Annotated in this window: 16 protein-coding genes and 5 pseudogenes; 5 read left to right on the top strand and 16 right to left on the bottom strand. The window is 40.3% G+C overall.

The genetic code is table 11. The annotated features are described in order from the left end of the window. Window positions 1-21 precede the first annotated feature (21 nt). The 3 genes and pseudogenes from NYZ99_RS17650 to NYZ99_RS17640 all read right to left on the bottom strand — a co-directional run bounded on the left by NYZ99_RS17650 (window position 22) and on the right by NYZ99_RS17640 (window position 3068). Window positions 22-696, bottom strand: a complete 675-nt coding sequence (locus NYZ99_RS17650; RefSeq protein WP_260575274.1) for an ABC transporter ATP-binding protein — start codon at window positions 694-696, stop codon at window positions 22-24. Window positions 697-724: 28 nt separating this feature from the next. Continuing rightward, window positions 725-1989: pseudogene (locus NYZ99_RS17645) on the bottom strand (ABC transporter permease). After that, a complete protein-coding gene (locus NYZ99_RS17640; protein ID WP_260572514.1) occupies window positions 1986-3068 on the bottom strand; it encodes an efflux RND transporter periplasmic adaptor subunit in 1083 nt (360 codons plus the stop codon). The pseudogene NYZ99_RS17645 and the gene NYZ99_RS17640 overlap by 4 nt, the downstream one beginning before the upstream one ends. A 173-nt stretch (window positions 3069-3241) precedes the next feature. Between NYZ99_RS17640 and NYZ99_RS17635 the strand changes: the two are divergent. Next, a pseudogene (locus tag NYZ99_RS17635) lies at window positions 3242-5417 on the top strand (acylase). 13 nt (window positions 5418-5430) lie between these two features. Here the strand turns inward: NYZ99_RS17635 and NYZ99_RS17630 are convergent. From NYZ99_RS17630 to NYZ99_RS17590, 9 genes and pseudogenes are all read right to left on the bottom strand, one after another. After that, entirely contained in the window at window positions 5431-6465 is a 1035-nt protein-coding gene (locus NYZ99_RS17630; RefSeq protein WP_260572513.1) for an agmatine deiminase family protein, read from the bottom strand. A 5-nt stretch (window positions 6466-6470) separates the two neighbouring features. Next, a pseudogene (locus NYZ99_RS17625) lies at window positions 6471-7355 on the bottom strand (carbon-nitrogen hydrolase). Window positions 7356-7455: 100 nt separating this feature from the next. Then, entirely contained in the window at window positions 7456-7953 is a 498-nt protein-coding gene (locus tag NYZ99_RS17620) for a hypothetical protein (protein ID WP_260572512.1), read from the bottom strand. Between the two features lie 242 nt (window positions 7954-8195). Next, entirely contained in the window at window positions 8196-9230 is a 1035-nt protein-coding gene (locus NYZ99_RS17615; RefSeq protein ID WP_260575273.1) for a dipeptidase, read from the bottom strand. A 35-nt stretch (window positions 9231-9265) separates the two neighbouring features. Beyond that, window positions 9266-9610: a type III PLP-dependent enzyme domain-containing protein gene (locus tag NYZ99_RS17610; RefSeq protein ID WP_260572511.1), complete on the bottom strand. Its 345-nt coding sequence runs from the start codon at window positions 9608-9610 to the stop codon at window positions 9266-9268. Continuing rightward, the gene (locus NYZ99_RS17605) at window positions 9607-10203 is read right to left on the bottom strand and encodes an alanine racemase (protein ID WP_260572510.1); all 597 of its coding nucleotides are present in this window, start codon (window positions 10201-10203) and stop codon (window positions 9607-9609) included. The genes NYZ99_RS17610 and NYZ99_RS17605 overlap by 4 nt, the downstream gene beginning before the upstream one ends. A 46-nt stretch (window positions 10204-10249) precedes the next feature. Next, window positions 10250-10378: a hypothetical protein gene (locus NYZ99_RS17600; protein ID WP_260572509.1), complete on the bottom strand. Its 129-nt coding sequence runs from the start codon at window positions 10376-10378 to the stop codon at window positions 10250-10252. Window positions 10379-10383: 5 nt separating this feature from the next. Next, a pseudogene (locus NYZ99_RS17595) lies at window positions 10384-10844 on the bottom strand (RidA family protein). 81 nt (window positions 10845-10925) lie between these two features. After that, window positions 10926-12173, bottom strand: a complete 1248-nt coding sequence (locus NYZ99_RS17590; protein WP_338039092.1) for a gluconate:H+ symporter — start codon at window positions 12171-12173, stop codon at window positions 10926-10928. 175 nt (window positions 12174-12348) lie between these two features. On the opposite strand from NYZ99_RS17590, the gene NYZ99_RS17585 reads away from it, so the two are divergent. Beyond that, window positions 12349-12690, top strand: coding sequence for a hypothetical protein (locus tag NYZ99_RS17585; RefSeq protein ID WP_260572508.1), 342 nt, complete (start codon window positions 12349-12351; stop codon window positions 12688-12690). Next, window positions 12687-13607, top strand: coding sequence for an aminotransferase class V-fold PLP-dependent enzyme (locus NYZ99_RS17580; protein ID WP_260572507.1), 921 nt, complete (start codon window positions 12687-12689; stop codon window positions 13605-13607). Before NYZ99_RS17585 ends, NYZ99_RS17580 begins: the two co-directional genes overlap by 4 nt. A gap of 19 nt (window positions 13608-13626) precedes the next feature. Here the strand turns inward: NYZ99_RS17580 and NYZ99_RS17575 are convergent, their stop codons facing one another. From NYZ99_RS17575 to NYZ99_RS17565, 3 genes and pseudogenes are all read right to left on the bottom strand, one after another. Next, complete coding sequence (locus NYZ99_RS17575; protein WP_260572506.1) at window positions 13627-14757, bottom strand: acyltransferase family protein; 1131 nt, start codon at window positions 14755-14757, stop codon at window positions 13627-13629. 72 nt (window positions 14758-14829) lie between these two features. Beyond that, window positions 14830-15747 (bottom strand): helix-turn-helix domain-containing protein, encoded by a 918-nt coding sequence (locus tag NYZ99_RS17570; RefSeq protein WP_260572505.1) that lies wholly within the window; start codon window positions 15745-15747, stop codon window positions 14830-14832. A gap of 260 nt (window positions 15748-16007) precedes the next feature. Then, a pseudogene (locus tag NYZ99_RS17565) lies at window positions 16008-16906 on the bottom strand (metallophosphoesterase family protein). A gap of 113 nt (window positions 16907-17019) precedes the next feature. Here NYZ99_RS17565 and NYZ99_RS22280 point away from each other — a divergent pair. Together NYZ99_RS22280 and NYZ99_RS17560 are read left to right on the top strand one after the other, a co-directional pair. After that, entirely contained in the window at window positions 17020-17394 is a 375-nt protein-coding gene (locus NYZ99_RS22280; RefSeq protein WP_338039091.1) for a hypothetical protein, read from the top strand. Between the two features lie 8 nt (window positions 17395-17402). Next, window positions 17403-19388, top strand: a complete 1986-nt coding sequence (locus tag NYZ99_RS17560) for a GAF domain-containing protein (RefSeq protein ID WP_338039090.1) — start codon at window positions 17403-17405, stop codon at window positions 19386-19388. On the opposite strand, the gene NYZ99_RS22275 is transcribed toward NYZ99_RS17560, so the two are convergent. Next, the gene (locus NYZ99_RS22275; protein ID WP_338039089.1) at window positions 19377-19931 is read right to left on the bottom strand and encodes a Pycsar system effector family protein; all 555 of its coding nucleotides are present in this window, start codon (window positions 19929-19931) and stop codon (window positions 19377-19379) included. The two genes, NYZ99_RS17560 and NYZ99_RS22275, sit on opposite strands and share 12 nt — an antisense overlap. Window positions 19932-19937 lie beyond the last annotated feature (6 nt).

Raw genomic sequence — 19937 nt, 5'->3', positions numbered from 1 at the left:
GCACCCATATCTTTTGGTGCATCAGCTTATAATACTTCCATCCTCCATTTCTATAATGCGGTCCGTACGTTGAGCAAAATCGTTGTCGTGCGTTACGATCAAAAGAGAAAGTCCCTGATCAACCGAAAGACGTTTAAAAATAGAAAATACATTTTCGGAATTATGGCTGTCGAGATTTCCTGTGGGTTCATCTCCCATAAGAATCGTGGGGTTGTTGATCAGCGCGCGAGCAATCGCTACACGTTGTTTTTCTCCCCCTGATATACGTGAAGCCCTTTGCTCAGCCAAATGCCCTATATGAAGCATCTCCAATTTTTCACGCGCGTCTTGTTCAATTTCTTTCGGGGATTTTTCGGCAAGTTTTTTTGCAGGTAACATAACATTTTCAATAACACTGAATTCCGTGAGTAAATAATGAAATTGGAAAACGAAACCAATGTTCCTGTTGCGAATCCTAGATAGTTCCTCATGGGATTTTCCGGTAATCAATTGCTCTTTCAAAAAGAGTTCACCGGTATACTCTGTATCCATTGTAGAAAGAATATAGAGTAAAGTAGATTTTCCACAACCTGATTTTCCAACGATGGAAACAAATTCACCTTCCTTAATTCCAAAGGAAATATCTTTTAGTACGTGAAAATCCTTTGGTTTATAAAAATGTTTATCGATATTTTTTGTTTCCAGCACCAAACTCATCTTTTCCAAAGAATTATTTTATGGGTTATCATGTCCCTCTGATTATTTTGACCGGATCTATATTTTTTGCCTTGTTGGCAGGAAGGTAGCCTGCTATAAAGGTGGAAATCAAAGCAAAAGCGATGCCTATGGCATAATATAAAGGATTGTAATTTATGGGATAGGTATTGATGGTTGGCAAAGCATCGGTCTCAAATGGCGTGTTATCTATCAAAACTGAAAGCCCAAAACCTATCAATAACCCCAATATTCCTCCCAGCACGCCAATAATGATGGCCTGACTTATAAAGATTAGGGCTACATCATTTCCGAGAAAATCCGGTGGCTTTTAAAATGGCAATATCCTTCATTTTTTCATAAATAAGCATATTGAGAATATTATATATTCCGAACCCCGCTACAATCAACAGTGTGATGGAAACGGCATAGGTAATCAAGTTTCTTATATTGGAGCCGGTTTCAAATTGGGCATTGGCTTCCTTTATATCTATGGCCTTAATATCAAATTGTCGTTCCCATCTTTTCGCCATTGTAGGAGCGGCCTCTATGTCAAAAAGCTTTATATGGATGTCTGTGATGTAATTTTCGGGTTGCCCTAAAATTCGCTGTGCGGTCTTTAGGTTCACGTAGCTTTGGACATTGTCTACCTCTGCCAATCCACTTTGATAGATACCCACAATTTTTAAGGGAAAAATACCACCCGATACCGTACTTACCTGTATCCGGTCTCCCACGGAAAGGGACATTTTATCGGCCGAGACCCGCACCTAAAAGTATCCCATTGGCATTGTTTCTAAGGGCTTCCGGGCTACCTTTCACTATGTAGTCGTTGAAATTTGAAAGCCTGGTTTCTTCCATAATATCGGCTCCTATCAACATTCCCCCTAGTTCAATGGATCCGGACAGGTAGAAGATTTGGGCCTGTAATTGCGGAGTGGCACCTTTAACGGCGTCTTGGGTTTTTAGATACTCCAGTATGGGCAGTGCATTATGAATTTTTTTCTCGCTTTCCTTGGGTTTTATCGAGTTTATAACATTGAAGGCATCTTTAAAATCGGCGTATACGGAAACAGGTTGCTTTTTAGAAGGCTCTATTTCATTATAAAGTCTCACATGGGGGATCCTGTTCAGCACAAGACCATCTAATAAATTGTTTAGGCCGGTCATAAAACCTGCCATGGTAATGTAAGCTCCTATACCAAAAGTAACCCCTAAGGCCGCCGTCACTGTACTTTTCATTTTGGTCAGTAGATGTGTTTTGGCAATGCCTATTATCACGCTCCAATTGGTCATTCCTCGGGTTTTAGGATAGCGGTGGTTTCGTTTATACCATCAAGAATTTCGACGAGGTCGAGACTTTGAAGACCAATTTTCAATGTTACCGGGCCATCTTCGGTTTGGACTTGATTTTCATTGATGAGATAGGATTTGGGTAGAGTCAGCACGTTGTCTTTTTGGGCGATGATGATATTGCCTTCGCCGGCCAATCCCGGATATAGAATTTTAGGGGGATCCATAAAAGTGGCCTCAACCTTAAAGGTCTGCGAACGTTGGTCTTTTTTTGGATATATTTTGTGAACATTGGCTTCAAAAACTTCGTTTTTGTAGGCATCCAATGTAACCAATACTTTTTGCCCTTTTGTAAGTTTTACAATATCCACCTCGTCCACCAACATTTCTATTATAAAGACATCCTTGCTACCCACCGTTGCCAAGGGCTCCATGGAATTTACAATTTCTCCAGGCTCCTTGAAAAGAGCGTATACCTTTCCATTGATTTTGCTCTCCACCGTGAAATCTTCGGTATTGCTCCTTGCTGTCCTGTAGTTGTTGCGTGCCTGCTGCCATTGGGTTGCTAGCTCGTTTTTCGTCCTTTCGTAGCGATTGGTTATCAATCTAAAGTTGTTTCTTGATAGCTCATAAGCCAATTTTCTATTTTCGTACTGTGCTTTGGAACCAATTTGTTGTTCCCAAAGTCTTTTCTGCCGAAAAAAGTTGATGGAGTCGTTTTCCAAGGATAGCTGGGCCGATTTGATTTCGTCCTCCAAGGCCGTCAATATTGCGGAACTTCCTTGATAATTTTCCTCTGCCAATTCAAGGTTTAATCGGGCATTTTGCGCATTGAGTTCCGGTGCCGTGTTAATAATCTGTACCAAAGGGGTTCCTTTAGGAGCCAAGTCTCCTTCCTCCAGCAAATTCTTGCTCAGAATCCCGGAAACAGCTGCGTAGGCCTGATACAAACTGTCCGGTTGAATGGTTACTGAGGCATAGACAGATTCTGTCATCGCCATTTTTTTAGGATAGACTTTTTTGGTTTTTTCGCCACAGGAAACAAAACATAAAACGGCAAAAAAAAGAATTCCTTTTTTCAAAAACGGATGTTTAAAATATCTTATAATCATAAAAACCGATGACAATATTCATCATAATTTACCACCATTTATCGAATCTACGGTGCTTGCAAGAGTATAAAAATGACGATAGTCATATAGGTTTGGAAAAAGCGGATACATTTATGTACCTTCCCTAATATAAAATATAGGGTATGAAGCATGTAGGTTACTTGTTTTTGGCGTATTTCTTTTTTTCGTGCGGTTCAAAGGGCATAGTAGAATCAGAAGCGGAAAAGTGGGAGGCTCAGGCTTCCCGAATAGAAATCATAAGGGATGATTTTGGCGTACCGCATATTTATGGAAAGACCGATGCTGATGCCGTTTTTGGTCTGTTGTATGCCCAATGTGAGGATGATTTCAATCGTGTGGAACAAAACTATATATGGGCGACAGGAAGGTTGGCCGAAGTGGAAGGTGAAGAAGCCATCTATAGCGATCTTAGGGCAAAACTGTTCATGACAGAAGAAGAGGCCAAAGCGAATTACGAGAAAAGTCCGGAGTGGCTAAAAAAATTATGTGATGCTTTTGCGGATGGTATCAATTACTATCTACATACCCACCCGGATGTTAAACCCAGGTTACTGACCCGGTTTGAACCTTGGATGCCTATGTATTTCAGCGAGGGAAGCATAGGGGGGGATATCGAACGCATTTCTACCCGTAAAATAGAATCCTTTTACAAGAGTGGCATGGAACTTCCGGAAATGGAATTGCTGGAACAAAAAAAGAAGGCCGAAATAGCGGAACCACAAGGATCCAACGGAATAGCAATATCAGGTAAATTAACAGAATCAGGCAATGCCATGTTATTGATCAATCCCCATACCTCCTTCTACTTTAGGGGTGAGGTACATGTAGTAAGCGAGGAAGGACTTAATGCTTATGGCGCGGTAACCTGGGGCCAGTTTTTTGTCTATCAAGGGTTTAATGAAAAAACGGGTTGGATGCACACTTCTACGTATACGGACGTGATGGATGAATTCAAGGAGACCATCGTAAAGAACGACGGAAAACTGTATTACCAATATGGTGAGGAACTGCGACCTGTGGATTCTACTTCGGTAACCTTAAAGTATAAAACGGAAACAGGGATGGAGGATCGGACATTCCCAATGTACCAAACCCATCATGAATCCATAACCCATGCCGTGGGCGGACAATGGACAGCCTCCGCCATGATGTGGGAGCCTGTGAAGGCGTTGGAACAGTCTTTTGTTAGAACAAAAAAGAATGGTTTCCAAGAATTTAGGGAAATGATGGATATACGTACCAATTCCTCCAACAACACGGTATACGCCGATGCAGATGGGAATATCGCCTACTTTCATGGGAATTTCATTCCTAAAAGGGATATCACCTTTGATTATTCTGAACCAGTCGATGGGAGCAATCCCCAAACCGATTGGCAAGGACTTCATACGGTGGACGAGAATATCTTGGTTCTGAATCCGGAAAACGGGTGGATTCAGAATTGCAATTCAACGCCCTTTACCTCTGCTGCGGAGTTTAGTCCCAAAAAAGAAGAGTACCCCTATTACATGTCCAGGACCAGGAAAATTTTAGGGGAGTGCATGCCATTGAACTCTTGACAGGGAGAAGCGGTTATACCTTGGATAGCTTGATTACTTTGGCGCATGATCCTTATTTACCAGCTTTTAAAGCCCTAATACCGGGTCTTGTTCAGGCCTATAATTCCCACGACGATAAAAACCCAAAATTACAGGAACCAATCGAAACCCTTGAAAACTGGGATTTTAAAACCTCTAAAGAATCCATTGCCATGACCTTGGCTCATTATTACGGTACTACTATGGGTCAAAAAGCTAAGCAACCTAAAGGTATTAGCGATATGGAACGAATGACCTATTTTGGAAACTATCCCGAAGAAGGTTTAGGGATTTTAGAAGAGGTAATTGATCGATTGGAGAGTGACTTCGGAACATGGAAGATGCCTTGGGGCGAAGTGAATCGCTATCAGCGATTGAATGGAGACATTAGGCAAGCTTTTAATGATAGTCTTCCCAGTGTAGGGGTCGGTTTTGCTTCCGGACGTTGGGGAGCTTTGGCTGCATATGGGGTCAGCTACACGAATAACACTAAAAAAATCTATGGTACTCGGGGCAACAGTTTTGCGGCTGTGGTAGAGTTCGGGGACACCGTAAAAGCAAAAACGATTTTGGCCGGGGGTCAAAGTGGAGGCCGGCTTCACCGCATTTTGATGACCAAACGGAACGTTACATTAATATAGATTGGAAAGATGCGGCTTATTACCGAGAAGATGTTTTAAAAAGAGCTCAAAAAACTTATAGACCAGGAGAGAATAAGTAATTAGGTTTTCATGTTATGCTGGAATCTGTTGACTTAAACAGTGCAAAGTCCCAAATCCCCAAATCAAATCGATGCAATTAATGCCGATAATTTCCCTGTCAGGGAAACAATCCGCTAGAATATTCAAAGCCAATCGGTCATGAGCATCGTTAAAGGTTGGGACTAATACCGCTCCGTTTATAATCAGGAAATTGGCATAACTGGCAGGTAATTCAATACCTTCAAAAACAATGGAGGTAGGCATGGGCAGTTCTATTACCTTCAATGGTGAGCCATCTTCCAAAGTTGCTTCTTTGAGTCTTTTCAGATTCTCCTGAAGCGGTTTGTAATTCTTGTTCTTAGTATCTTTTTCCACTACCGTAACAACGGTGTTGGCGTTTACGAACCTACAAAGGTCATCGATATGGCCATGGGTATCATCCCCTTGGATTCCATCACCCAACCAAATCGTATTCGTGACTCCAAAATATTCAAGGAAAATAGCCTCATAATCCTCCTTGGTAAATTTTGGATTCCGCACCTGAATAGAAGGGTGCAATAAACATTCCTCAGTGGTAATCAAGGTGCCCTTTCCGTTAACCTCCAACGCGCCACCTTCCAAGATGACTTTTTTGCCTTTGTGGGTTACTTGGGTCAAGGGGACATCCAGGTGTTTAGCAACCAATGTAGGAACATGTTTGTCCAGTTGCCAATTAGTGTATTTGGCCCAGCCATTAAAGTTAAAATTTAGGGCCTCCCATTCCGTGCCGTTTTTAACCATAATCGGTCCGGAATCCCGCATCCAACTGCGATTGGTTTTATGAACGATAAAGGAAATTTGGGTAAGATCTACATCGGCCATCTCAAGTAATTCTGTTACCTTTTGTTGAAATGTCTCACTGGCCACTATCAAAAACACGGTTTCAAAAGTGGATACCTTTTTTACATATTCTACGAAGGCCCATTTGATTGCCCCGAATTTACCGGGCCAATCCTTACCATTATGTGGAAAGCACAGTAAAATCCCTTTTTGCTTTTCCCATTCTGCGGGAAATCTCCTTTTGCCCATATGATTTAATCCAAAGCACGTTTTGTTAGCTCGCCGAAGGCATCGATACGTCTATCCCTAAAAAAGGGCCAGTTTTGACGCACATTTTCCTGTAAGGCCAAATCCACTTCTGCCATTAGGATTTCTTCCTTATCATACGAGGCTAGTGCGAGTATTTCGCCTTAAGAATTCACAAATAAAAGATTTGCCCCGTAACTCGATACCATCTGTATCCGGTAGGTATTTTTCCAAACCAATTCTATTAGCTGCTGCTACAAAGATGCCGTTAGCCACCGCATGTCCCTTCATGACGTTCATCCAAGCCCCATATTGATTTTCTCCGTATTGCGCTTTTTCTGCAGGATGCCAACCAATCGCCGTGGGGTAAAATAATACTTCGGCCCCCTTTAAAGCCGTTAACCTCGCAGCTTCGGATACCATTGATCCCAACAGATCAAAGTGCCTATATTTCCTTTTTGCGTACTTATGGATTGAAAACCTAGATCCCCGGGCGTAAAGTAAAATTTTTCGTAAAAATGGGGGTCATCGGGAATGTGCATTTTACGATAAAGGCCTGCTTGGGATCCATCGGTATCTATGATATAGGCACTGTTATGATAGATACCGGACATTCTTTTTTCAAAAAATGGTACAATGATAACCACTCCCAATTCTTTGGCCAGGGTACTAAAGGCCGTAAACGAAATATCACCCAAGGGTTCGGCTATCGAGAAGTTCTCAACATCCTCGCTTTGGCAAAAATAATGACTGCTATATAACTCGGGTAAACAGATGACCTCGGCTCCTTCATGTGCCGCTTTCTTTATCCATTCCGAACATTTTTTTCGATTCACATCCGCTGTATTATTCAAATTGAGCTGAATTACAGCAACTTTGTAATTTTTGGACATTAAATATGATTCTTTTGAATTTTAAAGATATTAAATAGTAGATGAATGCCCCATCAAATGAGATGGCATTTAAAGATAAAATTTAAGATGGAATGGAATTTTAATCCTTGGTAACGATCAACGTAGCTTTAGATCCGGAAGATAACAACCATTTATTAGAGTAAAGTAGTTGTCCATTTTCATCGTACACATCCACTTGTGCAGTATTTGGAGCGGAAGAACCGTGGTTCAGTGCTTCAAAATCAATCTTGTTAAAACCAGATTGCAGATCGACATTGACCCCTTTAAAGGCTCCCGTTAACAACAGATTGGGTTCCACTACCATATCATTTACGTAAATCTTTACCCGGTCGCCATCTACATATTCGTGGTCCCTGCAAACAATACCTATGAATTTACCATTACTCTTAATGTCTCCAAGATACTGATCTGGAAAGAATTGACCTGACCCGTTCAATCGTTCGCCCGGATCAATTCTTGGGTCTATTTTAAGTCCGGTACCTGCCTGTACCAACTCTTGGTCCGGTAGCATTTTTACAGGGTTTCTCGTGGTCATGTCCAACTTAGGTTGTTCCTTTATTACCGATGGAATATTCAAGACCGTTCCGAATTGGTTGTGCCTTTGTTATCAATTTTATTTACGGCTTCCACTTTCAATGGTTTTTGGGCAGGTATATCGCCTTGGGCATGACTCCACACAAAAATCAAAAAACAAATTCCGAGGATAATGTAATTGTATCTAGGCATTTACAAATTGATAATAAACGGAATAAAGATAACAAATACCCTGCCACAGGCACTTAACACGGTGTTAAATTCGATTAAGGAAGTACTTATTACTTAGTCCGGCAAGTGAAGTTGTAAAAACCGAACAAAGTTGCCGTGCATTATATTTTCAATATCTTTAAGCGTATACCCTCTCTTTTCAAGCATTGCAGGAATTTTTTGCAAGTCAGCAATGGTATCAATATCCTTTGGGGATTGCTCTAGGCCAAAGCCTCCATCCAAATCGGTCCCAATACCTACATGGTTGGAGTTGCCGGAAAGTTGGCAGATATGGTCAATATTTTGAATGGTATGCTCCAATGACACTCCTGTACTTTCCGGGGTTGATTTTCCGCGAATCCAATTGGGTACCATCATCCAAGCGTCCAAGGCCATGCCTATCACCGCTTTTCTTTGGATAAGTTCTTTAATTTGTTCATCTGAAAATTGCCGGTTATGATTCACAAATTTTCTACAATTGTTGTGGCTGGCCCAAATGGGCCCATCATATACCTCCATCGTCTCCCAAAAACTTTGATCGCATAGATGGGTAGCATCTAAAATGAGCTTAAGTTTTTGAATTTCCTTTAATAATTCCTTTCCTTTAATTCCTATTCCTCCCACGGAATCCGTTCCAAAAGCGTAAGTTCCGGGACTATAATGCGCAGGCCCAATAGCGCGCAGGCCATCCTCATAGGATTTATGCAAGTAATCTAAATTGATAATGGAATCGGCCCCTTCTAAACTAAGAATATACCCTATCGGGGTATTTTCGTTGTCCTGTTTCCATTTTTCAAAATGAGCATTAAAATCATTTTTGGTCTTTATCTGAAACAGCTCCCCTTGGTCTTCCATGGCTCTGTACCATGCCAATTGTCCTTGGGTCTGCGCCCAAGCTTGGTTGGGAGATTTCCATCCTGGTAAATTATTTCCAGGCTTTACAAACCGGGCAATCTGTGTCGCCACGCAAATGCCAATGTTTCCTTTTCGCATGGCCTCAAAAGAGACCGTGTTTTTTCCTCGATCAGGTTTATCGGTCATGCCTTTTTCACTGGCCCTAATGGCTTCAATGGACCATGTAAGATCTCGGTTCCACTCCATGGCGTTCATGGAAAGGTCTAAGTGTGCATCCGAGAACAAACATGTTAAATGGAAATTTTATGGTTTCGGGCCGCTACTTTCCATTCTCCAGTAATTTCCCCATTTACTACCGCTTGAAGACTCTCGTATTTTGCGACCGTGGGACAAATATGTTTAGGTATGGCATAATGCTCAGAACCAACCTCCATTACTTTTAAATCATCATACTCTACCACCAAATGTTCTTCAGATTGACTGATTTGTTTATCATGTTCCAAACTCAAAAATTCCACTCTAGGGAACGGCATTTCAGGTGCAATGGATTTATGACCCAAATCAAAGCATAGGATTCCGGCTTTGGGTTTGCTGATAATTCTAGTAAACAAAACGGCGGCCGGAAGAAATTTCATTTCAGGAAAAAGACTTCCGTAGCCCGCATCCCACAATAACGTGGTCCTGGACTTGCAATTACATTTTCCCTTTTGCAATGAATTGGGTAGGTGGGGGAGCCTCCAGCAATGATAACGGGTTTAGGAAGGTTAGCCTTTAGAATTCTTTCTTTTAGTTTTAGAACCGAATTGAATGCCTGGTCGCAGTCTTTTTTTCTTGTTTCAAAATCTGGATTTCTTAAATGACCGTCATACACATGTAAACCTAATATGTTCAAATGGTCATTGTCAAAAACATATTGATATAAACGGAGGGCCTTGTCATCAGGTGCAATTCCAGTACGGTTCATTCCTACGTTCAAATCTATGTAAAGATTGATTCTTACATCGTTCTCCGACGCCGCCTCGGAAAGTTGATCTGCAATGGAAATGGAGTCGGTCAATGTTGCGAAATCCGTATTTGGATAGGTCTTTATCAAGGTAATGAATCGGTTTATATTGAAGCCTACTGGCTGCATAGCCAAAAGCGCCTCAGGAGCACCACAAATTCCCAACAATTCAGCTTCTGCTATGGTGGCACATTTGAACTTGTTTATACCGTAGTCCATTTGCATTTGTATAATTTCTGCAGTCTTATGGGTCTTTATATGGGGACATAGCTTACTTGTATCGCCGAGACATTCGTATCATTTCTACAATATTGTGAATGACCCTATCCCTGAAGACCAATAAAGAGGGTGAGATCACTTTTGAAGTGTTCTTTAAACGATACCAATTCTCTTCTTTCATACTATTTACTTATGAAGTTCGAACATGGCCTCAATCTCTACGGTAATTCCCCCGGGAAGCATCATCCCCACGGCACTTCGAACACCCACACCGTTTTCAGGGCCAAAAACATCCGACATTAATTCACTAAAACCATTGATAACCAAAGGATGGTCGTGAAAATCGGAGTACAATTGACCATACCAAGGGTCTTGACCAACCTTTTAATTCGATTTATTTCACCAAAGTGAGTGACAATGGTTGATAACATGGTCAAACCTACGTGTCTAGCTCCTAATTTCCCTCCTTCTAAATCCAGATTATGACCCACTCTTCCCTTGTAAAGAGATCCGTCCTTTAAAACGGGCCCTTGGCCGGACACATACAGGAAATTATCTACAACCAAAATGGGACGATAAAGCCCAGCCGGTGGAGGGGCAGGAGGTAGTTCCAATCCCAATTCCTCAATTCTTTTAGATATACTCATTCAATGAAATTTTAAATAAACTGATTCAAGATCAACACGCCTATGAGTCCCATAATGCCTACGGTTGTTTCCATTAGAGATTCATGATTTAATAGTATCCTTAATGGAGAGATTAAAGTACTCTTTAAACAGCCAAAATCCACTGTCATTTACGTGGGAAAGCATGAGACTACCTGATCCTATGGCCAGGACTATAAGTTCCGCACTGGTACCCGTGCCTTCAATGAGTGGTAAGACAATACCTGCAGCGGTCAATCCAGCGACAGTGGCAGACCCAACACAAACCCTAATTATGGTCGCAATCAACCAAGCTAAAATTAAAGGTGAAACAGAAGACCCACTAAGGGCCTCTCCAATATACTCGCTTACGCCACTATCTATCAATACCTGTTTTAAAGCTCCTGCTCCGGCAATGATCAATAAAACCATTGTTATACCCTTTACAGCATCACCGACTGTATCCATAACATCCTTCATTTTTTTCCCACGAGCCAATCCCAAAGTATAAATGGCAACCAACACAGAGATCAACATGGCCATTACCGGGTCTCCGCAAAAAACTAAAATCGACCTTATGGTAGAATCATCCGGGAGAAAAAGTCCGGCAAGGGCGGAAACAGCCATAAGTATTACAGGCAATAGGGCCGTAAAAATACTGATTCCGGTTCCTGGCATTTCGTCGTCCTTTAATATGGTAGGATTCATTAATTCCTTTAATGGAGAAGCCTTGATATTTTTCATTGTTCTCGATAGCAAAGGCCCTGCTATGATAATGGCCGGTATAGCCACAATGATACCGTAAAGTAAAGTTTTGCTGATGTCCGCATTGAAGGTGGCCGCTATTGCCGTTGGGGCAGGGTGCGGTGGTAGGTAGCCATGGGTAACCGATAGGGAAGCTAACATGGGTAGGCCAACATAAAGTAGGGGAAGTCCCGTGGCCGCCGCTATGGTAAATACTAGCGGCACCAAAATCACAAAGCCTACGGAGTAAAACATGGGTATTCCTACAATGAAACCCGTGAGAACCACGGCCCATTGAATGTTCTTTTTCCCGAACTTATCCACGAGTTTGGTAGTAATCCTTTGTGCGGCCCCGCTTTCTGCTACTAGTTTTCCAAGCATGGCTCCAAGACCTAAAATTAGGACTAGGAAACCTAATATATTACCAATTCCTTTTTGGATGGAGCCTACAACTGCAATTGGTTGCATCCCTTCTGCGATTCCAACGAAAAGCGATACTAGAATGAATGAAATAAATCCGTTCAATTTGAATTTTGCGACCAAAAGGAATAAAAGGAGGATTCCTAGGACTACGATTAAAAGTGGCATGGATTTTTATTGGATTAGTTTGTCTTCCCGAATATAATATAAATTTTAGGAGGATGGCAATCATATTACCACAGATGGAGATACACGCCATGGTTGTTATTACCTTGATTATATTTTTAGGGCAGTCGAAGCCAATTACTCCTTTTTTAATACTTTTAGTCAAAGACCTATTCCTATGAAAAAAAGAGATTTTATTAAGCAATTGGGAGGTGCCGCCTTGTTCTCCCCTTTTTTGGGAATGCCCCAAAATCATTTTTCAAGTACGCACAAACCCTATCCTTTAGCAGAGGATGCATTTTGGGAACGTATTCGAGAAGATTATGAGTTGAAACCGGATTATATCAACCTGGAAAATGGGTATTATAACTTTATCCCAAAACCAACTTTGGAAAAGTATTTGGAGCACCTAAAGATGGTGAATTATGAGGCATCCTATTACATGCGTACCGTACAATGGGAAAATAAAGATAGGGTTAGGAACCGCTTGGCCAGTTTCGTGGGAGCTTCGCCGAGATGAACTTATCATTACCGAGAAATACCACGGAGTCTTTAGATATGATTATAGGTGGGTATCCTTGGCAAAAAGGGGATGAGGCTATTTTTGCTGAGCAGGATTATGGCGCCATGAGAGATCAATTTAAATTGATATCCAAAAAGTACGGGGTGACTAATAAGATAATTTCACTGCCCAATCACCCAACTTCCGATGCCGAAATAGTCTCTTTATACGAATCGCAAATAACCCCAAAAACTAAACTGTTAATGGTCTGTCACATGATAAATATTACGGGTCAAATCCTCCCTATTAAAAAAATATGTGAGATGGCCCATGAACATGGGGTGGATGTGATGGTGGACGGTGCCCATTGTATAGGTCATATCGATGTGAATATTTCAGAACTTGGATGCGACTATTATGGAAGCAGTCTCCATAAATGGCTAAGTGTTCCTTTGGGTAGTGGAATGTTGTATGTGGCAAAGCCACATATTTCCAAAATTTGGCCGCTTTTTGCAGACCATACCGATGACGTGCCCGAAATCAGAAGGCTTAACCATACGGGAACCTTGCCCGTTCACACCGATTTGGCCATAGATGATGCCATTGATTATTTGGAGCGAATTGGAATAAGGAGAAAGGAAGAAAGACTTCGTTATTTGCAAAGGTATTGGAGCGATGCAGTTAGAGATGTCGAACACATTATCGTAAATACCCCAGTGGAAGCACACCGAAGTTGTGGTATTGCCAATGTAGGCATTACCCACATAAAACCGGCAGATTTGGCCAAGGTCCTATTGGAAGAATATAACATATTTACCGTTGCAATAGATTCCGCCAATGTTCAGGGCTGTAGAATTACACCCAATATCTATACCACCACCAAGGAACTGGATCAATTTGTTCTCGCCCTAAAAACCTTGGCGGTAAGAACATGACTTTTGGTTTTTACAGGATTTATATGTTACTGGATTTTTTAAGGCCGAACAATGGGTGTAAAAATGGAATTTTTAAAATTATAAAATGATATATCAAGCCGCTGAAACCGAAAGTTCCTATAACAAGAATGGCAGCTTTTGGAAACGGGCCCCATGATAAATTCATTAGAAAGTACCCCAGTACAATTGTAACTGTTTGGTGTAGAATGTAAAATGGGTAAACAGCTCTATTGGCATAGGCAAGGGAACCACTTTTGTGATTTAGATATTTGGCCGCATAACCAAAAAGAACCAAAATCCATGACCAGATATTCAAGACCTTCAATAATGCTTCCGTAAAATGTACTACATAGCCGTCCTCCAAAAATAGCCAAATGAAGGCTTGGCTTAAAAAAGTAATCATACCCAATAGAAGTGCCTTGGATTTAATTCTCTCAACACACTTCCAAAAACTCTCTCCAGTAGCGATCAATAAAAATCCGTAGAAGAACAGTACTATACTAAAACTGAAATTGAACCAATCATCAATTAAGGCATGGGTAATATCAAAAAAAGGTTCTACTAAGGCCTCAAGGAAATACAGGGGGATTATAAACCAATAGATGCCAAATCGGGTGGCCATGATTTTTTTAGTCCAGTCAATAAACCGGGTATTGTTTTTTTTAAGATAGATGAAAAGAGGGCCTAGTAGCAATGAGAAAATCAGTAAATAGGGTAGAAACCATAAATGGTGCCAGCTGATATTTCCCTCTGGATAGACCCCATGGAAAGCCTCAGTGGTAAAATATTGAAAATAAGACCCTGAAAATTGATTTTTAGCCAAACGCTCTATATATACTTGTGGGGGTACAATAAATAGCATTCCAAAAATCAAAGGGATTCCTAATCTTTTAATACGCTCCCAGCTAAACTGCCCCAAATTTCTTTTTGATAGGGCATAGTATGTTCCCATTCCTGATATAACAAATAGAATAGGTAAACGCCATTGGTTTAGAAAGAGCATGGGCCATTTTATCCATTCATAAACCAAATTATTTTTAATATGCCAACCCCATGGAACAAAGAACATACCAACGTGATAAAAAATAAGTAAGGCAAAGACAATTACCCTTAGCCAGTCCAGGTCATACCTTCTGATAACAGTTCCCATAAAATAGTTTTTGCCAAATATTCTACAAGTCTGTTATTTGACAAATTTTAGAACCATTGTTTACGTCCCGAATTACAATTTTGGAGAAAAACGTTTAATGTAGGCAGAAGGTGACACACCTGTATATTTTTTAAATGCCATATAGAATGCAGATTTTGATTTAAAACCAACCGATGTTCCTATAGCTTCAATTGTTAAATGTGACAGACTTTGATCCAACAATTTTATTTGTGAGAATTTCACTCTCTTTTGGTTTATGAATTCATTAAAATTTGAATCCTTCCCTTGATTGATAATTTTTGAAATATGGTTGGGATGGGTATTTAGAAGGTTTGCCAAGTCTTTTAACGAGGCTTTTTCCTTTAGGAAGTATTGGTTTTTATCCACGTAGGCTTCAATGGTTTCCAAATCCAAACCTGTTTGGTCATGGCTCAGGGATTCATATTTATCGGCAATCCATGATTTTTCAAAAAATCGTGATTCGGTTATTAAAACATAGGTAGTCAAAAATGCAATGAGGGTATGAAAGATGCTTAAATAATGGTCTCCACCATCGTCATCGTAATTATAATATACTATAAAAATTACTACAAATAGGATTAAAAGTATGAACACTGTATTTCTAGTGAAAAGGTATTTTTTGGTGCTCAATGCCGTACCAATTTCTCTAAGTCTATGTTTTTCTCCCAAGACCAATCTTATTGATAAAACAGTATAGAGTAAAAAGCTGAAAAGTACCAGCCAATCAAAAACATCTTTTATAAAATGGTAACTATAATCAAAAGAGTCCGGAACATAAGCATATTCAAAATTCGAATAGTAAGCACCAATATAAGCGTTGTACTTTACAGATAGTGGCGCCAAATAAAACGGCATTTGAGACAAAAAATAACCAATAGGTAAAATAAAATGCCACCAACCTTTCTTTAGGCCTATATCCCTTCTTCGTAAAAGCCCATAAATGGCAAAGTAGGTTGATGGACATACCAAAAGAACAAGAGCTTCCGTAGAATCGTTGAATTCCAGTATATATTTGATTTGTCCTGTATAGCATAGATACGTGTCCGAGAAAAATAATGGCAGAAGATACTATTGATACTGCTAGCCATTTAATCCCTATGTTGTTCGTGGCCTTTGTAAACAGAACATAGGCCAAGAAAAAACTTTGCACAACACCCATAAACATTAGGCTTGAAATAATATCATGCCTAATAGGTATGTGTGCTATCAGCTGCTCTAAATGATCCACTTTACTTTTTTTCCATATAATCCACTAGTTTCTGTGGTCCCTCTAAAAGTAGTCTTACCACCTTTAAGGTTCCATCTAGGGTAGTGTCTATGTGCCACTTAATTAAAGAAATTTGGCCATTTTCAATTTCAATTCCGGTGATGCTTCGGGGTGCACACAGCTACCATCATTGAAAAAGGGAATATCGCCCGGTTCTCGAAAACGGGGTCTATGGGTATGCCCTACAATGGTTATAAGGAGGTTGTTTTTTAGAATCCAGCGTTTGATTCTACGCTCCAGTTTGATCAGCTCCTTATAATTCTTTGCCGGACTCGTTGGGTCGGCGATACCCCACACCTGAAGAGGCTTCCATAAAACACGAACCAAAAACCTGCCCCATCTCCAAAAAGTATAGTTCCACCAATCCGCCTGGTGGCCATGGGTAAGAAATAGTTCCTGATCCGTTTCGCTATGTTTTAAGACAATGGCTTCGTTATAGGTGATTCCTTCAAACAACTCTTTGTCCGTATCGTCAATGGGCTCAAAATAACTGGAAAGATGCTTGTCCACATAGTCCTTGTCTTTGTAGACCATATCATGATTGCCCCAAATCATATGGAGTCTTTTCTCTAAATGGAATTTTCGAAGAAGCTGATACACATTTTTGTGGGCTTCAAAGATGGACTCAAAGTGCAAGTTTTCCCATAGTTCGTCGCCATCGCCTAGTTCGCAATAGTCAAAACCTTCATTATAATAATGGTTTAGTGCATGAAAATAGATGTTCCTGTTGTTGGCAAAGTCATCTGCAAAACTATTATCACCACGATGGCAGTCACTAAAAAGGATAAACTTCGAGGTATCATCGAACGGAATATATTTCGCATTGGAATAGGCTCTTGAAAGTCTTTTTGCGGAGGACATCTACTAAGTTTTTATAAATATCCGAAAAACCGTAACATGGCTCCCATAAACTTTAACAAAAAAGAGCAGTAAGTTTTGTAATTTTAGGTGTCTATTGTAGACCAACGGTGCATATGGGATGTGACGATAAAATAAGGCCATTAAAATATCTTATAAGTTTTGATAAACTTCTAAGCGAATATGAAAGCTTGCGCGACGGAGATGATGAGGTGTTGGCGGCTAGGGCCAAGCAGGTATTGAAGGCCCAGGAGGAATACCCTGTTTTAAGGGAAGGTTTTGAAGACTTGGAATTGATCCATGAACACAAGGAGGTCATTTCGCTTATTCTTCAGGATAGTTTTTCCCCTATTTTGGGAGAGAATGAAATTAAGGTGGCATCCATCCCTTATTTCGACTTCTTTTTTAACCCCTCCAAGCGTTTCCGAGTATTGTTAACGAGGCTGGACCTACTTATAAACCCCATATACGCAATCAGGAGATTGGGGTAGATTATATTATGGGATGTGTAGTCATTCTAAAGTTCCACTATGGGGTGGAGTTGGATTTCAGTAGGCCCTATTTTTATGATATACCGGATTCCAAAGGCGTAATGCACCATTATCGCATTATGTACAATGCGGATTTTATGGAAATTTTACCGACGGAAAAATCAAAAGACCTTTCCCAGCAGGATATAGATGAACTCATGGAAAGTCCGGATAATCTTAGTCTTTGGCAGGATAAGATACCACCGGACAGTTTTGTTGCCAAAGGTTTCATTATTGCCAATATGTTCGATGTTACCGCCGAGCATTCCATTTCGGAAATCAAATCAAGCCTAATTGCCAGCGATAAGAGATCAAGCGATAATTTCATGGGCAACCTACAGGAAACTTTCAGGTCCTTTTTCAGATTGCCGGATATCAAAGTAGGTTTTGTGGTCTATAACGCAAAGAAGGACCAATTTGAACCTGTTTATGGGAAGGATATGACTAGCTTTATTTTGAATGGAAAGGATTCCAAATTATGTCATGATGCCCTTTGTCAATATTCCTACAAAAAACTAATAGAGGAAAATAAATATTTTGCCATATCCGATGTAGAAAAATACAATCAGGAATCTAATGGTAGCGACCCGTATCATGTACTTGATGACCAAAAGGTAAAAAGCGCCATATTGGCGCCCATTGCCTTTGAGGGGGAACTTTTGGGAGTTTTGGAGGTAGTCTCCAGTAGGAAGAACGAATTAAATGGGGTCAATGCCAGGAAACTGGACGATGTAATGCCGTACATTGTTTCTGCCGTCGTGCGGTCTAAGGTAGAAGAGGAAAACCTCATAGATGCTATCATACAAAATGAATGCACATCTGTACATTCCTCCGTATATTGGAGATTCCAAGAAGAAGCAAAGTATTTTATCAAAGATCAGCTAGAAAACAGATCTCCATCTTTCAAGGAAATTGTTTTTAAAAATGTCTACCCATTATATGGCCAAATAGATATAAAAGATTCTTCCAAAGCTAGAAACAAGGCCATTCAAAGGGATTTAATGATTCAATTGTCGCAAATTAATATGGTTTTGGAGGAGGCAATGGCAAAGAATAGGTTGCCAATTTACGAAGAGCTCATTTATAGGGTAAATAACCATTTGGATAGCATCAAGGAAATGCTATATACCAACAGTGAGCAGGCGATATTTGATTTCGTACAAGAAGAAATTGACCCAGTCTTCACTCATTTAAAAAGGACCGACACAGAAATAGCGAAACATATTCAGGCTTATGAGGCCAAGATAGATATGGGTACCGGTTCCTATTACGATCATAGAAAAAACTATGATGAGAGTGTGACCCTTATCAACAAAAAATTGGTTTCCGTTTTGGATAAAAAGCAGGAAAATGCGCAGGCTATGTTCCCCCACTATTTTGAACGTTACAAAACGGATGGGGTAGAACATAATATGTACATCGGCGAAAGTATTTCTGAAAATGGAGGCTTTAATTCGCTTTACCTTAACAATCTTAGATTATGGCAATTACAGGTAATGTGCGAAATGGAAAACGTTCATTACAAGCTTAAACCGGAGTTGCCCATACCTTTGGATGCAACTTCATTGATATTGGTCTATAGTTCTTCTCTGTCCATTCGATTTAGAATGGACGAAAAGAAATTCGATGTGGATGGGACATATAACGCCCGATACGAGGTCATTAAAAAACGGATAGATAAGGCCTATATTAAAGGTACCAATGAGCGCCTTACCCGGACCGGAAAAATAGCCATCGTCTACTCCCAAAAAAAGGACGAGCTTGAATATTTAAGGTATATCAAATTCTTAAAATCCAAAAATTACTTTACGGATAAGGTTGAAATTGTGGAACTTGAGGGTCTTCAAGGAGTCTCCGGTTTGAAGGCCATTAGGGCAGAAATTTTATACAAAACGGACAAAGAATCACAAGAATCCTATACGTACGAGGATTTAATGGCAACCTTAAAAGAATAGTACTTGGGATACCAGTTCCTGGAGCTGTCTTTCCGGGCCAAAAAATTTAAAGGAAACGGCAAAGGCTATCACGGATATAATCATACCTATCATAAAAGTAGTGTAGATCCAACGCAACAGTCGGTATTTTTTATCCAATACGATACCCAAAAAATAAAGATCCTTGGTCAAGGATGAATATATATAGTCCCTGTCTTTTACCAGTTCATTGATCGCCCACTCATAATCTGGAAGGCTCATCTTATGAAAATTCCCAAAGAACAATAAATTGACCTTTTTTTTGGCCACATCTTCCTTGGTAAATTCGCCACTTGTAACATTTGGTCTCGTTGCCAACACCGCTAAAATCATAGAGATAACACTGAAAAGTACGAAGATAACTGTAGGATAAATAAGATAATCATTCGATGGATTGTCCAATTTTGGGATAAGGTTGGATAGGGCCAAAGAAATAATGATTGCGTTTACAGAAAGAAGTATGTTCGCTTTGGTATCGGCAATATCACTCAAGGTAATATGGTTTTTTAGGGTAACCCTGAACAATGTTTG

Source organism: Maribacter litopenaei, assembly GCF_025244665.1.
GTDB lineage: Bacteria > Bacteroidota > Bacteroidia > Flavobacteriales > Flavobacteriaceae > Maribacter > Maribacter litopenaei.
Note: the sequence above shows the minus strand (reverse complement) of the source record. Positions and strands in the feature narration are given on the sequence as shown.